14 protein-coding genes and 1 tRNA gene are annotated in these 17,884 nt (G+C 51.4%); 12 read left to right on the forward strand and 3 right to left on the reverse strand.

Features of this window, described 5'->3' with window-relative positions; all coding sequences use genetic code 11:
• Positions 1 to 16: 16 nt before the first annotated feature.
• The 5 genes from G614_RS0108355 (at position 17) to G614_RS0108375 (ending at position 6,023) form a co-directional block, all read left to right on the forward strand.
• Positions 17 to 1,264: an AI-2E family transporter gene (locus G614_RS0108355; protein ID WP_027641603.1), complete on the forward strand. Its 1,248-nt coding sequence runs from the start codon at positions 17 to 19 to the stop codon at positions 1,262 to 1,264.
• A gap of 32 nt (positions 1,265 to 1,296) precedes the next feature.
• The gene (locus G614_RS0108360; RefSeq protein ID WP_027641604.1) at positions 1,297 to 3,258 is read left to right on the forward strand and encodes a fructose-bisphosphatase class III; all 1,962 of its coding nucleotides are present in this window, start codon (positions 1,297 to 1,299) and stop codon (positions 3,256 to 3,258) included.
• Between the two features lie 249 nt (positions 3,259 to 3,507).
• Entirely contained in the window at positions 3,508 to 4,356 is an 849-nt protein-coding gene (locus tag G614_RS0108365; protein WP_027641605.1) for a transporter substrate-binding domain-containing protein, read from the forward strand.
• A gap of 265 nt (positions 4,357 to 4,621) precedes the next feature.
• A complete protein-coding gene (locus tag G614_RS0108370; protein ID WP_027641606.1) occupies positions 4,622 to 5,302 on the forward strand; it encodes an amino acid ABC transporter permease in 681 nt (226 codons plus the stop codon).
• On the forward strand, positions 5,292 to 6,023 hold the full coding sequence (locus G614_RS0108375) for an amino acid ABC transporter ATP-binding protein (protein WP_027641607.1): 732 nt from the start codon (positions 5,292 to 5,294) through the stop codon (positions 6,021 to 6,023). The genes G614_RS0108370 and G614_RS0108375 overlap by 11 nt, the downstream gene beginning before the upstream one ends.
• 186 nt (positions 6,024 to 6,209) lie before the next feature.
• On the opposite strand, the gene G614_RS0108380 is transcribed toward G614_RS0108375, so the two are convergent.
• Positions 6,210 to 6,280, reverse strand: a tRNA-Gly gene (locus tag G614_RS0108380).
• Positions 6,281 to 6,527: 247 nt separating this feature from the next.
• Here G614_RS0108380 and G614_RS0108385 point away from each other — a divergent pair.
• From G614_RS0108385 to G614_RS0108405, 5 genes are all read left to right on the forward strand, one after another.
• On the forward strand, positions 6,528 to 8,447 hold the full coding sequence (locus G614_RS0108385) for a DNA gyrase/topoisomerase IV subunit B (protein WP_027641608.1): 1,920 nt from the start codon (positions 6,528 to 6,530) through the stop codon (positions 8,445 to 8,447).
• 18 nt (positions 8,448 to 8,465) lie between these two features.
• Positions 8,466 to 10,700, forward strand: a complete 2,235-nt coding sequence (locus G614_RS0108390) for a DNA gyrase/topoisomerase IV subunit A (RefSeq protein WP_027641609.1) — start codon at positions 8,466 to 8,468, stop codon at positions 10,698 to 10,700.
• Between the two features lie 17 nt (positions 10,701 to 10,717).
• Entirely contained in the window at positions 10,718 to 11,443 is a 726-nt protein-coding gene (deoD, locus tag G614_RS0108395) for a purine-nucleoside phosphorylase (protein WP_027641610.1), read from the forward strand.
• 209 nt (positions 11,444 to 11,652) lie between these two features.
• Entirely contained in the window at positions 11,653 to 12,729 is a 1,077-nt protein-coding gene (gene asd / locus G614_RS0108400) for an aspartate-semialdehyde dehydrogenase (RefSeq protein ID WP_027641611.1), read from the forward strand.
• A 29-nt stretch (positions 12,730 to 12,758) separates the two neighbouring features.
• On the forward strand, positions 12,759 to 13,823 hold the full coding sequence (locus G614_RS0108405) for an aldose epimerase family protein (protein WP_027641612.1): 1,065 nt from the start codon (positions 12,759 to 12,761) through the stop codon (positions 13,821 to 13,823).
• On the opposite strand, the gene G614_RS0108410 is transcribed toward G614_RS0108405, so the two are convergent.
• On the reverse strand, positions 13,810 to 14,064 hold the full coding sequence (locus tag G614_RS0108410) for a hypothetical protein (RefSeq protein WP_027641613.1): 255 nt from the start codon (positions 14,062 to 14,064) through the stop codon (positions 13,810 to 13,812). The two genes, G614_RS0108405 and G614_RS0108410, sit on opposite strands and share 14 nt — an antisense overlap.
• A gap of 202 nt (positions 14,065 to 14,266) precedes the next feature.
• Here G614_RS0108410 and G614_RS0108415 point away from each other — a divergent pair, with 202 nt between their 5' ends.
• Both G614_RS0108415 and G614_RS0108420 read left to right on the forward strand, forming a co-directional pair.
• The gene (locus tag G614_RS0108415; RefSeq protein ID WP_027641614.1) at positions 14,267 to 16,333 is read left to right on the forward strand and encodes a DNA topoisomerase; all 2,067 of its coding nucleotides are present in this window, start codon (positions 14,267 to 14,269) and stop codon (positions 16,331 to 16,333) included.
• Positions 16,334 to 16,336: 3 nt separating this feature from the next.
• Positions 16,337 to 17,074 carry a UDP-N-acetylglucosamine pyrophosphorylase gene (locus G614_RS0108420; RefSeq protein ID WP_027641615.1) on the forward strand — a complete coding sequence of 246 codons (738 nt, stop codon included), beginning with the start codon at positions 16,337 to 16,339 and terminating at the stop codon, positions 17,072 to 17,074.
• A 127-nt stretch (positions 17,075 to 17,201) separates the two neighbouring features.
• Here G614_RS0108420 and upp read toward each other — a convergent pair whose 3' ends face one another.
• Positions 17,202 to 17,831, reverse strand: coding sequence for a uracil phosphoribosyltransferase (gene upp / locus G614_RS0108425; protein WP_027641616.1), 630 nt, complete (start codon positions 17,829 to 17,831; stop codon positions 17,202 to 17,204).
• Positions 17,832 to 17,884 lie beyond the last annotated feature (53 nt).

Consider the following 17,884-nt stretch of genomic DNA (forward strand, 5'->3'; position numbering starts at 1 on the left):
ATAGGAGTAAAGATGTATGAAAAACCCAAGATTTAAAAATTATATATACTGGGGAACCACTGCGTTATCCGTGGTTGCCTGCAGCGTTGCCTTTGGATTTTTCCTGTCCCGGTTCGAAATCGTATCAAGGGCCGTGGGAAAAATCGTGTCCATACTGATGCCCATTATTTACGGGGCGGTGCTGGCCTATCTGATGCTTCCCATCTATAACAAGACCAGGGCCTATACCGCAGAAAAACTGAAACGCTGTATTAAGGACGGACACACGGCAGACAGCCTGGCAAAGGCGGCCGGGACACTGGTGAGCCTGCTGCTGCTCATTGCCATTGTCTGCGGATTGTTCTGGATGGTGATTCCGCAGATTTATACCAGTATCATCGGCCTCCAGGAGAGCCTGGGGGAGAATATCAATAACCTGAGCCTCTGGCTCATGAAGATGTTTGAGGACAATCCCACCATTGAACAGACTATCATGCCATTTTATGAGCAGGCGGCCACGGAGTTCCAGAACTGGCTGACCACGGACCTGGTGCCCAATATGTCTAAAATCATCGGTGAGCTTTCCACCGGCCTCTTAAGCGTGGTTACCGTTGTCAAGAACATACTGATTGGCGTCATCGTCATGGTATATTTTCTCAATATTAAGGACACCCTGTCCGCCCAGAGCAAGAAGATAGTCTACAGCCTGCTAAAGCTTAAGGACGCCAACCGGCTGGTGAGCGAGGTGCGTTTTGCCCACTCCGTATTCGGAGGTTTTATAACCGGAAAGCTGTTGGATTCTCTGATTATTGGTATCATGTGCTTTTTTGCCATGCAGTTTTTAAAGATGCCTTATGTGCTTTTGGTCAGCGTGATTATCGGAGTGACCAACGTGATTCCCTTTTTCGGCCCCTTTATCGGAGCCGTGCCCAGCGCATTTCTCATCCTGCTGGTAAGCCCTATGAAATGCATGTATTTCCTTATCTTCATCCTGGTGCTCCAGCAGTTTGACGGCAATATCCTGGGACCTAAAATCCTGGGGGATTCCACGGGACTTCCCAGCTTCTGGGTACTGTTTTCCATCCTGCTGTTCGGCGGCCTGTTCGGATTTGTGGGAATGATTATTGCGGTGCCCTTGTTTGCGGTCATTTACAGACTGACTGCCACCTATGTGAGCGGCGCGCTGAGGAAGAAGGATTTATCTGCCAGGACAGAGGATTATCTGAGCCTGGATTATATTGATGAAGAAAATAAGCATTATGTTGACAGGGACAGGGAGGAGTAAAAACAACATATAAGCATTGAGGGAGGAAAGCAATGAGTGATATGCAGACAAGGTATCTGGAACGGCTTGCGGAATTATATCCAACCATAGCAGCCGCTTCCACAGAGGTGATTAATCTGGAGGCAATCCTGAACCTGCCCAAGGGGACGGAACATTTCCTCACGGATATCCACGGTGAGTACGAGGCGTTTTCCCATGTGCTGCGAAACGGTTCGGGGGCTGTGCGGCGCAAGGTAAACGACGTGTTCGGCAACACCCTGAGCAGCCAGGACAAGCAGACTCTGGCCACCCTGATTTATTATCCCAGGGAGAAGATGGCCCAGATACTGGAACATGTAAAGAACAAGGAGGACTGGTACAAGATTACCCTGTACCGCCTTATCGAGGTGAGCAAGCGCGCTGCCAGCAAATACACCAGGTCCAAGGTGCGAAAGGCCCTGCCCCAGGAGTTTGCCTATGTGATTGAGGAGCTGATTACGGAAAAGGTGGATGTGAGGGACAAGGAGTCTTATTACAATGCCATCATACAGACCATTATCCGTGTAGGAAGGGCAGGGGAGTTCATCGTGGCTCTCTGTGAACTGATTCAGCGCCTTATTGTGGACCATTTACATATACTGGGGGATATATATGACAGGGGTCCGGGGCCCCACATGATTATGGACAAGCTGATGACCTATCATTCCCTGGATATCCAGTGGGGGAACCATGATGTGCTGTGGATGGGTGCGGCTGCCGGTCAGAAGGGATGTATTGCAAATGTAATCCGCATCTGTGCCAGATATGGCAATCTGGATATCCTGGAGGACGGTTACGGCATTAATCTGCTGCCTCTGGCAACCTTTGCTCTGGACACCTATGGAAGCGATCCATGCGCCTGCTTTCAGCTTAAGGGGGCCAACGCATGCAGCCCCAGTGAGACGGAACTGAATATCAGGATGCACAAGGCCATATCCATTATCCAGTTCAAGGTGGAGGGCCAAATCATAAAGGAACATCAGGAATTCTGCCTGGATGGCCGGAATCTGCTGCACCGCATTAATTTGGACAGGGGGACCATACTGCTGGAAGGCGGCGAGCGGGAGATGCTGGACAGCCATTTTCCCACCATTGACCCGGCAGACCCTTACAGGCTTACAGCGGAGGAGAACGCTATCATGGAACGCCTTGCGGCCGCGTTTCAGAATTGTGAAAAGCTTCAGCAGCATATGCGCTTCCTGCTGGCAAAGGGGAGCCTTTACAAGGTATATAACGGAAACCTTCTGTATCATGGCTGTATCCCCTTAAACAGGGACGGCAGCTTTAAAGAGGTGGACATATACGGACAGAAATATAAGGGAAAAAGCCTCTATGAGTGCCTGGACGGTTATGTGAGAAAGGCGTTCATGGCAGTGGACCCGGTGGAGCGGGCAAGGGGCAGGGATATATGCTGGTATATCTGGCTTCATCAGGATTCGCCTTTGTTCGGCAAGGATAAGATGGCTACCTTTGAGCGCTATTTTCTGGCGGACAAGGAGACACACAGGGAGGAAAAGAATCCGTATTACTGCATGCTGGAGGATGAGGATACGGTGGGCCGCATCCTGGAGGAATTCGGCCTGTCTCCCCAGGAGGGCCATATTGTCAACGGCCATGTGCCGGTCAAGTCCAAGAACGGGGAGAATCCTGTAAAATGCGGCGGAAAGGTGCTGGTTATTGACGGCGGCTTTTCCAGGGCCTACCAGAAAGAGACGGGAATCGCAGGATATACACTGATCTATAATTCCTACGGGCTGATTTTGGCGGCCCACGAGCCCTTTGAGTCCACGGAGGCCGCAATTGAGAAGGAGAGCGACATACACTCGGAGAGCACCATTGTAAAACGTGTGTCCAGCCGGAAGCTGGTGGGAGACACGGATGTGGGCAAACAGCTTAAGACAAAGATTAAAGACCTTGAAATGCTTTTGGAGGCCTATCATACAGGCGCGATTGTGGAGCGTTTTCCTGTGAGATAGGGGGATACGGTCCGAAGATAAGGCAGGAAAGGTCTGGCATATAAGGGGCCGCATTGTGCATAAGGACAGTGCGGTCCTGCTTTTGTGAAAATGGTACAATTTTTAGATTGTAACTGCCACAACAAGTTGACTTTGACATATCTTTGTGATATAGTAGTTAAAATGATGCAGGCGCATCACAGGTCAAGGGAGACAGGATGTATTAAAGTCACCCTTATTTTATTTAGAACAGTAGAGGAGGAAGTAATTATGAAGAAATTTATGGCGTTATCCATGGCTGCCATCATGGCATTCACTGTGGCGGGATGCGGCTCCAAGCCGGCGGAGACTACAGCAGCCGGCACAACGGCAGCAGAGACTGCGGCAAAAGCAGATACCACGGCGGCTGACACAGCAGCTGACGGGGAGACCAGCGCGGCTGCCTCAGGCAAGAAGTACATCATCAACACAGACACTACCTTTGCCCCCTTTGAGTTTGAGAATGAGAAGGGAGAGCTGGTAGGTATTGACCTGGATATCTTACAGGCAATTGCCCAGGACCAGGGCTTTGAATATGAGGTTGTTCCGGTGGGATTCTCCGCGGCAGTGACTGCCCTGGAGGCCGGTGAGTGCGACGGCGTGATTGCAGGCATGTCCATCACGGATGAGAGGGTGCAGAAATATGACTTCTCAGAGCCCTACTATGATTCCGGCGTAGGCATGGCTGTCCTGGCTGATTCCGATATCACCTCCTATGACCAGTTAAAGGACCAGAAGGTGGCTGCCAAGATTGGTACAGAGGGCTGCACCTTTGCGGAGTCCATTGCGGAGCAGTATGGTTTTGAGGTAACACAGTACGAGAGCTCATCTGATATGTATCAGGCCGTTCTGGCAGGAGAGGCAGTTGCCTGCTTTGAGGATTATCCTGTTATCGGCTATGAGATCTCCAGGGGACTGGGCCTCACACTTCCCACACCCATGGAGAAGGGTTCCTCCTATGGTTTCGCAACCTTAAAGGGCGCTAATCCGGAGCTGGTGGAGATGTTCAACAAGGGACTGGAGAACATCAAGGCAAGCGGCAGATACGATGAGATATTGAATACTTACATTGCAAAATAAGGACTGCCGGACAAAACCCCAGGCAGTGCTGCCAGACGCCGGTTCCTGCTGAATGCAGGGCCGGCGCCTCAATGCCGGTGCTTTTACATACGGCGTTAATGCCGTCTTTTCAATGCCGGCGGGTTATGGATGAATTTAAAGCAATTACACTAAGGCCATAGCGGTTTTGCTTAAGTGCTTTAAATTTGGCTATAACGTTCCATGGGCATGGAAGGATATCCCTGGAATGACGCACGTCAACGAATAATTAGAAAAGGATGATAGTATGCAGATTGTAAACATCATAACACAGTATTACCCATCATTTTTTAAGGCTCTGGGAATCACCCTGCAGATGACCGTGATATCTCTGCTCTGCGCCACGGTTCTGGGTGTTATTTTCGGCCTGTTCAAGGTCTCGGATTTTAAGATATTAAAACTCATTTCCGATGTCTATATTGACATTATACGTGGCACGCCCCTGCTGGTACAGGTCATGATTATGATGTACGGTGTGGGAAGCGTCCTGAAGCCATATGGTTTCCAGTGGAGCAATATAGGCGGCGCGTTTACGGCGGGCTGCGTGGCCCTGAGCCTTAACGCTGGTGCCTATATGGCGGAAATTATCCGCGGAGGCATCGAGGCTGTTGACAAGGGCCAGATGGAGGCGGCAAGAAGCCTGGGACTTTCCTACGGCAAGGCCATGCGCAAGGTAATCCTGCCCCAGGCATTCAGGACCATGCTGCCCTCCATCATCAACCAGTTCATCATCTCCCTGAAGGACACATCCCTTGTGTCTGTCATCGGACCCAGGGAGCTGACCCAGAACGGCAAGATTATTGCGGCCAATTCCGCTTCCATGGTTATGCCCATCTGGATCTGCGTGGCCCTGTTTTATCTGGTAGTCTGCACGATTCTGTCCAGGATTGCCAAGTATGTGGAGAGGAGAGTGTCCTATGGAAAATAAGATTTCAGTACATAACCTGAAAAAGAATTTCGGAAAGCTGGAAGTCCTTAAGGACATCAGTATAGAGATAAGAGAGGGGGAAGTTGTATGTATGATAGGCCCCTCCGGTTCCGGCAAAAGTACGTTTCTGCGGTGTATGAACCGACTTGAGAAGATTACATCCGGCCATGTGGTGGTGGACGGCCATCCCATATCCGACCCTAACACCAACATTAATAAAGTGCGGGAAAACATCGGAATGGTGTTCCAGCATTTCAACCTGTTCCCTCATCTCACGGTGAAGGAGAACATTACGTTAGCTCCCACGGAATTAAAGCTTATGGGAAAAGAGGAAGCCGGCAGGAAGGCCCTTGAGCTGCTGGCCCGCGTGGGGCTGGCGGACAAGGCGGACGCCTATCCGGGACAGCTCTCCGGCGGACAGAAGCAGAGGGTGGCCATCGCGCGCTCCCTTGCCATGAATCCGGACATTATGCTGTTTGACGAGCCCACATCCGCCCTGGATCCTGAGATGGTAGGAGAGGTGCTGGAGGTCATGAAGCAGCTGGCAGCCGACGGCATGACCATGGTGGTGGTTACCCATGAGATGGGATTTGCCAGGGAGGTGGCGGACCGGGTGGTGTTCATGGATGACGGCTACATTGTAGAGGAAGGGACCCCGGATGAAGTGTTTGGAAATCCCAGGGAGGAACGGACCAGGAGCTTTCTGGATAAGGTGCTGTAAAGAGCCGGATTTCTTGAGGGATAAGAATAGAAAAAGCAAAAAATGAGAAGAAGGATTATAATAATAACAGGCCACCCAGTCACAGCGGACCGGGCGGCCTGTTATTGTTTTGGGGAAAGAAAAAAGCAGAAGATAAAAACACATATTCAGGACAACAAAAAAGCCCTGCACACGCAAGGCCTTAAGAGCAGATGACGGGAATCGAACCCGCCTCCCCAGCTTGGGAAGCTGGTGTTCTACCGATGAACTACATCTGCACAACACTGATATTATATCATGTATTTTGGAAAATTCAAGTGTATTTTCTTATTTTTGTAAAATTCCATAATAATTTCTATGTATTTCCATGAATTGGGTCCGGGTATTATCCCGAAAACAGAAGGGAATCCGCATGCATACGGGAATTTCTCATGGCCGGAACTTGCCAAAACAATTTAAATATGGTTTAATACTATAAGACGAAACATATGTACGCATCTGTACATGGCAATATGGAGGAATAGAATGGCAAAGGAACAATATAACGCGGACAGTATTACGGTGCTGGAAGGATTGGAGGCGGTCCGTAAGCGTCCTGGTATGTATATAGGAGGTGTGGGCTCCAAGGGGTTAAACCATCTGATTTATGAAATCATTGATAATGCGGTGGATGAGCACCTGGCCGGATTCTGCAGCAGTGTGTGGGTGACATTGGAAGCCGACGGTTCCTGTACGGTCCGTGATAACGGACGCGGTATTCCGGTCGGGCTTCACAAAAAGGGCATATCAGCCGCAAGAATCGTACTGTCCACCCTTCATGCAGGCGGTAAATTCGATAACGACGCTTATAAGACCAGCGGAGGACTTCACGGTGTGGGTTCCTCCGTAGTTAATGCCCTGTCGGCCCATATGGACCTTAAGGTTTACAGGGACGGCTTCATCTATCACGATGAATATGAAAAGGGGCGTCCTGTCATCAAGCTGGAGAACGGACTTCTCCCTGTGATTGGAAAGACGCGGGAGACCGGTACCTGTATCAATTTCCTGCCTGACGGCGATATATTTGAGAAAACCCGCTTCAAAGCGGAATGGCTCAAGAGCCGCCTGCACGAGACTGCATACTTAAATCCCAATCTGACCCTTTATTATGAGAACAAGCGGCCCGGAGAGGGGGAGAAGGTGGCCTTCCATGAGCCGGAGGGCATTGTTGCCTATGTGCGGGAGCTGAACTCCGGCAAGACGCCGGTACACGACCCCATTTACTTTAAAGGGACCGTGGACAAGGTGGAGGTGGAGGCCGCCATCCAGTTCGTGGATACATTTGAGGAGAACATACTGGGCTTCTGCAACAACATCTTTACCCAGGAGGGCGGCACCCATCTGGCTGGCTTCAAGACCAAATTCACGGCGCTGATTAACAGCTATGCCAGGGAAATCGGCATTTTAAAGGATAAGGACACCAACTTTACGGGAGCCGATACCAGGAACGGCATGACGGCCGTTATCGCGGTAAAGCATCCCGACCCCATCTTTGAGGGACAGACAAAGACAAAGCTGGCCAGCGCCGACGCTACCAAGGCCGTTTTCACGGTGACAGGGGACGAGCTGCAGCTTTACTTTGACCGCAATGTGGAGGTGTTAAAGGGAGTCATTGGCTGTGCGGAAAAATCAGCCAAGATTCGCCGGGCCGAGGAAAAGGCCAAGACCAACATGCTGACCAAGTCCAAATTTTCCTTTGACAGCAACGGTAAGCTGGCAAACTGCGAGAGCCGGGATGCCTCCAGGTGTGAGATATTCATTGTAGAGGGGGATTCCGCCGGCGGCTCTGCCAAGACTGCCAGGAACCGCCAGTACCAGGCCATCCTGCCCATCAGGGGAAAAATCCTCAACGTTGAGAAGGCGTCCATGGATAAGGTCCTGGCCAATGCGGAAATCAAGACCATGATCAATACCTTTGGCTGCGGTTTCTCAGAAGGATACGGCAATGACTTTGACATCACCAAGCTGCGCTATGACAAAATCATCCTGATGACCGATGCCGATGTGGACGGCAGCCACATCGACACCCTGCTTCTCACCTTCCTTTACCGCTTTATGCCGGAACTGATTTATGACGGTCATGTGTATATTGCCATGCCGCCCCTGTTTAAGGTGATCCCTAAGCGGGGGGAGGAACAGTATCTGTACGATGAAAAGGAGCTGGAGCGTTACAGGAAGACCCATACCGGCGACTTTACGCTGCAGCGCTATAAAGGTCTGGGTGAGATGGACGCGGAACAGCTGTGGGAGACCACTCTGGACCCGGAGCGCCGGGTTCTTAAGCGGGTGGAGATAGAGGATGCAAGGATGGCTACGGAGATAACAGAGATGCTCATGGGCACCGAGGTGGGACCGCGCCGCCAGTTCATTTATGAGCACGCGGACGAGGCGGAGATTGACGCATAGACAGGAGACAATTAGAACATGGCTGAAAAGATATTACGGACTGAATACAGTGAGGAAATGCAGAGAAGCTACATGAACTATTCCATGAGCGTCATCACTGCAAGGGCTATCCCTGATGCGAGGGACGGCTTAAAACCGGTACAGCGCCGGGTCCTCTATGATATGAGGGAGCTCCATCTGGACCACGATAAGCCCCACAGGAAATCGGCGCGTATCGTGGGCGATACCATGGGTAAGTACCATCCCCACGGCGACAGCTCCATTTACGAGACATTGGTGGTCATGAGCCAGAATTTCAAGAAGGGCATGGCCCTGGTGGACGGACACGGCAACTTCGGCTCCATAGAAGGAGACGGGGCAGCCGCCATGCGTTATACGGAGGCGCGTCTGGAGAAGTTTGCGGAGGAGGTCTATTTAAAGGATCTGGATAAAACCGTGAATTTTGTGCCCAACTACGACGAGACGGAAAAGGAACCGGAGGTGCTTCCCGTCAGGGTCCCAAACCTGCTGATTAACGGGGCGGAGGGCATTGCCGTGGGCATGAGCACAAGCATTCCGCCCCACAACCTGGGCGAGGTGGTGGACGCGGTCCAGGCGTATATTGATAATCCGGAGGTGACCACACAGGAGCTGATGGAGTTTATGCCGGGGCCGGATTTTCCCACTGGCGGCGTCATTGCCAATAAGAGCGAGCTGCCGCAAGTTTACGAGACAGGCATGGGCAAAATCAAGCTCAGGGGCAAGTTCGAGGTGGAGCTTGGAAAGCGCAAGGCGGACAAGGATAAGCTGATTATCTCAGAGATTCCCTATACCATGATTGGCGCCGGAATCAATAAGTTTCTGGTGGATGTGGCCGATCTGGTGGAGAGCAAGAAGCTGACGGACGTGGTGGATATCTCCAACCAGTCCAACAAAGAGGGTATCCGCATCGTGCTGGAGCTGCGCAAGGATGCGGATATTGACAAGATAAAAAATATCCTCTATAAGAAGACAAAGCTGGAGGATACCTTTGGGGTCAATATGCTGGCCATTGCGGACGGCCGCCCTGAAACTCTGAACCTGAAGGGAATCCTGAGAAATTTCCTCAACTTTCAGTATGAGAACACGGAGCGCAAATACAATGTCCTTCTCCAGAAGGAAATGGATAAAAAGGAAGTACAGGAAGGACTTATTGCGGCCTGCGACTGTATTGACCTGATCATAGCCATCCTGAGGGGATCCAAAAACTTAAAGGATGCCAGGGCGTGTCTGACCACAGGCGATGTTACCAACATCCATTTCAAGGTGCCGGGTTTCGAGGAGGACGCAAAGAAGCTTTCCTTTACGGAGCGCCAGGCATCCGCTATTCTGGAAATGCGGCTCTATAAGTTAATCGGATTGGAAATCCTGGCCCTGGAAAAGGAGCACAAGGAAACCCTAAGGAAGATTGCGGAGTATAAGAAAATCCTGGGAAGCAGGGTCCAGATGGACCGTGTCATCAAGGAAGATCTGGCGGCCATCAAGGCTGAGTTCGCCACCCCCAGGCGCACCCTGATTGAGGACGGACCTGAGGCAGTGTACGATGAGAGCGCTGTGGCTGTCCAGGAGACGGTCTTTGTGATGGACCGGTTCGGATACTGCAAGCTGTTAGATAAGTCCACCTATGATCGGAACCGGGAAACCGTGGACAATGAGCAGGTACATGTGGTGAAATGTCTGAACACGGACAAAATCTGTCTCTTTGCGGCCAGCGGCAGCCTGTACCAGATTAAGGCCATGGATGTGCCGGCCGGCAAGCTGAGGGATAAGGGAACGCCCATTGAAAATCTGAGTAAATTCGACGGCGCCAAGGATACCATTGTTTACCTGACCAGCGCGGAGAACATGAAGGGCAGGATATTTGTATTCGCCACTAGGATGGCCATGGTAAAGCAGGTGCCTGCGGAGGAATTTGAGACCAATAACCGGGTGGTGGCAGCCACCAAGCTCCAGGATGGGGATGAACTGGCGGCCGTGATACCGGTGGAGGGCGAGACCGAGGTGGTGATCCAGACAACAGGAGGCGTGTTCCTGCGGTTTGCCCTGGAGGAAATATCCATGCTAAAAAAGGCATCCAGAGGCGTCAGAGGCATCCGGCTGTCCAAGAATGAGGAGCTGGAGAAGCTGTATCTGATTGGTGAGAATCCCATTGTGGATTACAAAGGTAAGGAAGTCCATTTAAACCGTCTGAAACTGGCTAAGAGGGACGGGAAAGGCAGCAAAGTGCGGCTGTAGAAAAGGAGGTATACGCCATGTCATCATCTAATACACCCACGCCCCATATCGGGGCTGAAAAAGGAGAAATCGCCGAGACAATCCTGCTTCCGGGAGACCCCCTGAGGGCAAAGTATATCGCGGAGCATTTTCTGGAGGATGTGAAGCAGTTTAACGGGACCAGGAACATGCTTGGATACACGGGAACCTATAAGGGCAGGCCGGTATCTGTCATGGGCACCGGGATGGGGTGTCCCTCCATCGGCATCTATTCCTATGAGCTGATCCACTTTTACGGCTGTAAGAACCTGATACGGGTGGGCACGGCCGGGGCCCTGATGCCGGATGTCCATGTGCGTGACATGGTGTTTGCCATGGGGGCCTGCACCACCAGCAATTTTGTGCGCCTGTTCGGACTGCCGGGCGATTACTCGCCGGTGTGCAGCTACGGCCTGTTGGAGCGGGCCGTGGCCGCTGCCAGGGAGCGGGGACTGTCCTTCCATGTGGGCAATGTGCTCAGCTCAGACATGTTCTATGCCCCGCCCAAACAGGTGCAGGGAGGAATGACCTGGGCGGACATGGGAGTCCTGGCCGTGGAGATGGAAGCGGCGGCCCTCTATGCCAACGCGGCCGCGGCCGGTGTCAATGCCCTGGCCGTGCTGACCATATCGGATTCCATGGTCACCGGGGAAGCCACCTCTGCCATGGAAAGGGAGACCAGCTTTACCCAGATGATGGAGGTGGCATTGTCCCTGGTTTCCTGATGCAATGGTGGTGTTGCATACAAAAAAATGGAAATGTCTTTGTGATACGCACAAATGTATTTTTCTAGCGAATAAATCTTGATTTTTTCCGTTGTTTGGTATAGGATAGGGAAAGATTCGCCGTACCGTGGATTCAATGTAACAGTTCCATAACAGTTCAGTGACAGTTCCGGAGGGCGGGAAAATCAGGATAATGAGGAGAATGATTTATGGAAAAGAAGCTGAAGGTTGGAATATTAGGCGCAACAGGCATGGTAGGGCAGCGTTTCATCGCCCTTTTAGAGAACCATCCGTGGTTCGAGGTAGTGACAGTGGCTGCCAGCCCGCGCTCTGCCGGCAAAACGTATGAGGAAGCTGTGGGAGACCGCTGGAAGATGACTACCCCCATGCCGGAGGCTGTAAAAAAGCTGGTTGTGATGAATGTAAATGAGGTGGAGAAGGCTGCGGCGGGAGTTGATTTTGTATTCAGCGCCGTGGACATGACAAAGGATGAAATCAAGGCCATCGAGGAGGCATACGCCAAGACAGAGACGCCTGTGGTATCCAACAACAGCGCCCACCGCTGGACGCCGGATGTTCCCATGGTAGTGCCGGAGATCAATCCTGAGCATTTTGACGTGATCCCCTTCCAGAAGAAGAGACTTGGGACAGAGAGGGGATTTATTGCGGTAAAGCCCAACTGCTCCATCCAGAGCTATGCGCCGGTGCTGACAGCATGGAAGGAATTTGAGCCGTACGAGGTGGTGGCCACTACATATCAGGCTATTTCCGGCGCGGGAAAGACATTTAAGGACTGGCCGGAGATGGAAGGCAACATCATCCCCTATATCGGCGGCGAGGAAGAAAAGAGCGAGCAGGAACCCCTTCGTCTCTGGGGAACCATTGAGGACGGCGTTATAGTCAAGGCAAAAAGTCCTGTCATCACCTGCCAGTGCGTAAGGGTACCGGTACTGAACGGCCACACGGCTGCCGTATTTGTGAAGTTCAGGAAAAAGGTGACAAAGGAACAGCTGATTCAGAAACTCAGGGAGTTTAAGGGAGTTCCCCAGGAGCTTAAGCTTCCCAGCGCCCCGGCACAGTTCATCCAGTACCTTGAGGAGGATAACCGTCCCCAGGTAACGGCAGACGTGGACTTTGAGAGGGGAATGGGAATTTCCGTGGGCCGTCTGAGGGAGGACACTGTGTATGATTATAAATTCATCGGTTTGTCCCACAACACGGTAAGAGGAGCGGCAGGCGGAGCCGTACTCTGCGCAGAGCTTTTGACAGCCAGGGGATATATTTAGTACTGCATGGAGAAGGGGTGAAGAAAATCATGGCAATTGAGAAAAATTCATTCGGGAAAATGCCCGACGGTACAGAGGTTTACAAGTATACACTGACCAATAAGAATGGGGTATCCGCCTCGTTCATCACTCTGGGAGGCGTGTGGGTCTCCATGGTGGTGCCTGATAAGGACGGGAACATGGCGGATGTGGTGCTGGGATACGATGATTTGGACAGCTACCGCAGGAATCCTGCCCACTTCGGTGCGCCCATTGGCCGCAATGCCAACCGGATTGGCGGGGCCGTCATCACCATTGACGGTAAGGATTATAAGCTGGAGGCCAATAACGGCCCCAACAACCTTCACAGCGGGCCTGACCTGTACCACGACAGGGTTTGGGACTGCAGGTCCTCAGAGACAGAGGCAGGCAGCAGGCTGGACTTTTATCTGGAGAGTCCGGACGGAGACCAGGGATATCCGGGCAATGCCAGGATTACGGTGAGCTATACCCTGACAGACGAGGACAGTCTTGTGCTGGATTATCATATGGCCTGCGATAAGGATACGGTTGCCAATTTCACCAACCACAGCTATTTTAACCTGGCAGGACATGACAGCGGCGATGTGATGAAGCAGGAGGTGTGGCTTAACGCGTCCCGCTATACACCGGCGGACGAGGTCTCCATTCCTACGGGAGAGATTGCTCCTGTGGCAGGCACTCCCATGGACTTTACAGAGATGAAGGCTATTGGACGGGATATAGGCGCTGATTTTGAGGCCCTTGTATTCGGAAAAGGATATGACCACAACTGGGTGCTGGATAAGGAAGAAGGAGAACTGGCCCTGGCTGCAAAGGCCATGGACCCGGCCAGCGGCCGCGTGCTGGAATGCTATACGGACCTGCCCGGAATCCAGTTTTATACAGCTAATTTCCTGCAGGATGAGATGCCGGGTAAGGGCGGAGCCCGCTATGATTACCGCCACGCGTTCTGCTTTGAGACCCAGTATTATCCGGACGCGGTCCATAAGCCCCAGTTCCCGTCCCCCTTACTGAAAGCAGGGGACGAGTACAGCACCAGGACCGTCTATAAATTTTTGGCTAAACAGGCGTAAATTTAGTTGCATAGGCCCTGCCTTCAAGGGGCTGATAGATTTCCACGATGGCAAAATGGGGAGTCAGATCTGACTGCTCCGGTTCGGCTATGGTCATGAACCGGTAGTTGGTCCCGTTTACCACCTGTTTTGCCACGGCTATGGGCCGGTAGAAGTAATCGGGATGTTCCCCGATTGCATTGTAAAATATGAATGAATCATATGTGGTGAGATAAGGCTGATACTGCCAGCTTCCAGGCATGGAAGTCACCTCTGGAATGTCGTTATAGTAGTTTATGCAGGAAAACCATGAGGGTTCTGCCATAGTTGGCGCTTCATGGTTTTTTTGATTGCGGCAAAGGGAATTTAATGGTATACTATTATAATATGCGCCCTGCCGCCATGGAAATCTGCCGGACAAATCCGGGGGATGGCGCGTATGAAGAAAGTAAATGAGGGATTGGATGTCAAAATCATTATACATAGCAGAAAAGCCCAGTGTGGCCCAGCAGTTTGCCGAAGCGCTTAAGATACGGGGACGGCGGGGCGACGGGTATATAGAGTCTGAGCAGGCAGTGGTGACGTGGTGCGTGGGGCATCTGGTGACCATGAGTTATCCGGAAGCCTACGACATGAAGTTTAAGCGCTGGAGCCTTCAGACACTGCCATTCCTTCCAAAGGAATTCAAGTACGAAGTCATAAGCAATGTATCCAAGCAGTTTGAAATCGTCAAGGGTCTTTTGAACCGGCCCGATATCGATACCATCTATGTGTGTACGGACTCGGGACGCGAGGGAGAGTACATATACCGCCTGGTGGCCCAGATGGCCGGGGTAAAGGATAAGAAGCAGAAAAGGGTGTGGATTGACTCCCAGACAGAGGAAGAGATATTGAGGGGAATCCGCGAGGCCAGAGATGAGACAGAGTATGACAACCTGTCTGACTCCGCCTATTTAAGGGCCAAGGAGGACTACCTCATGGGAATTAATTTTTCCAGGGTGCTGACCCTCAAATACGGACCTGCCCTGTCAAATTATCTGGGAACCAAGTTTACGGTTCTGTCCGTGGGCAGGGTCATGACCTGTGTCATGGGAATGGTTGTGCGCAGGGAACGGGAAATACGCGGTTTTGTGAAGACCCCCTTTTACAGGGTCATTGGCTCCTTTGAGGCGGCAGGCAAGGACGGCCAGCCGGTTCCCTTTGAGGCGGAGTGGAAGGCAGTGGAAGGTTCCCGTTATTTCGGAACCCCCTATCTGTATAAGGACAACGGCTTTAAGGACAGGCAGCAGGCAGAGGGGCTGGCAGTCTTATTGACGGAAGAGCCGCCTCTCACAGCCACTGTGCTCTCCAAGGAGAAGAAAAAGGAGACCAAGAATCCGCCCCTTCTCTACAATCTGGCGGAGCTTCAGAACGACTGTTCCAAGATGTTTAAAATCAGCCCGGATGAGACACTTAAGGTGGTGCAGGAGCTGTATGAGAAGAAGATGGTCACCTACCCCAGAACCGATGCCAGGGTCCTGTCCACGGCAGTGTCCAAAGAGATTCAAAAGAATATCGGCGGCCTTAAGAATTACGCGCCCATGGCGGCATTTGCGGATGAGGTGCTGAATATGGGCTCCTATAAGGGAATTGCCAAGACACGTTATGTCAATGACAAGCAGATAACGGACCACTATGCCATCGTCCCCACCGGCCAGGGACTTGGAAACCTGAGGGGACTTCCGCCTTTGTCTGAAAAGGTGTATCAGGTCATATGCAGAAGGTTTTTAAGCATATTTTATCCTCCGGCGGTTTATCAGAAATACAGCCTGGAGCTGGAGCGCCTGAAGGAACATTTTTTTGCTAATTTTAAGGTTCTGTCCGAACCGGGATATCTCAAGGTAGCAGATGTGAACCTGGCAAATAAGAACGGGGTGGAGGAGTCCTTTGACGAGGCAAGGGATGAGGCAAAAGACGGTGCCCAAAACGCCATTTCTCCAAAAGTTGACAGGACAGTATTGCTCCAGATACTTGCAGAATTGAAAAAAAATGATATACTTACTTTGGTGGAGCTGAACATAAAGGAAGGCGAGACATCGCCTCCCAAGCGCTATACCTCCGGTTCCATGATTCTGGCCATGGAAAATGCGGGCCAGCTCATAGAGGACGAGGAGCTGCGGGCCCAGATTAAGGGCAGCGGCATAGGCACCAGTGCTACCAGGGCTGAGATACTTAAGAAACTGTTTAATATCAAGTATCTGAACCTGAACAAGAAGACCCAGGTTATTACGCCATCCCTTTTAGGGGAAATGGTCTATGACGTGGTGGACCAGTCCATCCGCCAGCTTCTGAATCCGGAGCTGACAGCCAGCTGGGAAAAGGGACTCACCTATGTTGCGGAGGGGTCCATAACCTCAGATGAGTATATGGAAAAGCTGAATCGTTTTGTTGCCGGCAGGACAGTCAATGTCATCCGCATGAATAACCAGTACAATATGAGAGGTTATTTTGACGCGGCAGCCGCATTCTATAAAACAAAAAAGGAGAATTAATTTATGAAACTGGAACAGATGAAAATCAAAGAACTGTTAGACACAAGCCATACAATCGCAGAAAAGCTGTTTGAGGGCCATGAGTATCCATGGGAAGTTCTGGGTGACATCAATGGCTTCATCGAAAGTCTGGGTGCCAGCCTTCCGGAGAACGAATACAAGAAGATTGGAAAGAATATCTGGATTCACAAGACAGCACAGATGGCTCCCACCACTGCCATGGGCGGACCTATGATTATCGGACCAAAGGTACAGATACGCAACGGCGCCTTTTTAAGGGGAAGCGTTATCCTTGGACAGCACGTTGTCATCGGCAATTCCTGTGAAATCAAGAACTCCATCATCTTTGACGAGGCGCAGGTGCCTCATTTCAACTATGTGGGCGATTCCATCCTGGGCTATAAGGCACATATGGGAGCCGGCGCAGTGACTTCCAATGTGAAGGCTGACAAGGGTCTTGTAAAGGTTCATGCTGAGGACGGGGATGTGGAGACAGGACGCAGGAAATTCGGCGCCATCCTGGGCGACCACGCTGAGATTGGCTGCAACAGCGTACTGAATCCGGGAACTGTCATTGGACGTAATTCCAATGTATACCCGCTGTCCAGCGTACGTGGATGTGTTCCCCCTGACTCCATTTACAAGGGCCAGGACAACATCGTTGTAAAAGAGGCCAGGGAAGTGGAAGCAGAGCAGGAAGTACCTGAGAAGGGAAAGGGTGGGCTTAAGGTAGTAAAATAAGCCAGACAGTACTGACAGAATAAAAAGACGGAACAGACAGAGAACATATAAAAAACGGAAGCCGGACTTGCGATATGCAGTGAACGGCTTCCGGTTTATGCGTTTAATATCCCGGTAATATTTCCTGTTATTTTGTTCCGAAGATACGGTCTCCGGCATCTCCCAGTCCGGGGCAGATATAGGCGTTCTCATTCAGGCAGCGGTCCAGATGTCCCACGTAAATCTGTACATCGGGATGGGCGTTATGGAGACGCTTAAGGCCTTCCGGAGCAGCTATGATAGCCATGAATTTGATTTTCTTCCCGCCGTGTTCCTTGATGAAGTCAACGGCTGAAACGCCGGATCCGCCAGTAGCCAGCATGGGATCTGTGACGATGATGGTACGCTCTTCAATGGGGTTTGGAAGCTTGCAGTAATATTCATGAGGTTCGTGTGTGACTTCGTCCCTGTATAAACCGATATGACCTACCTTTGCGCTGGGAACCAGGGCCAGGATGCCGTTTACCATGCCAAGTCCCGCCCTGAGAATCGGAACTACGGCCAGCTTGCGTCCGGCAATCATGGGAGTCATGCATGTCTCGATGGGTGTCTCCACCTCCACATCCTCCAGAGGAAGGTCACGGAGGGCCTCATAGCCCATCAGCATGGCAATTTCCTCTATGAGGGCGCGGAATTCATTGGTTCCGGTGGCTTTATTGCGCAAAATGGAAATCTTGTGCTGAATCAAAGGGTGGTCAAATACCATTACGTTATCCATAAGTTTTGCTGCTCCTTTATCTATTAGAATTAATGATAATTATATATCAAATA

Origin of the sequence: [Clostridium] clostridioforme AGR2157 (genome assembly GCF_000424325.1) — a bacterium.
GTDB classification, from domain to species: domain Bacteria; phylum Bacillota; class Clostridia; order Lachnospirales; family Lachnospiraceae; genus Enterocloster; species Enterocloster clostridioformis_A.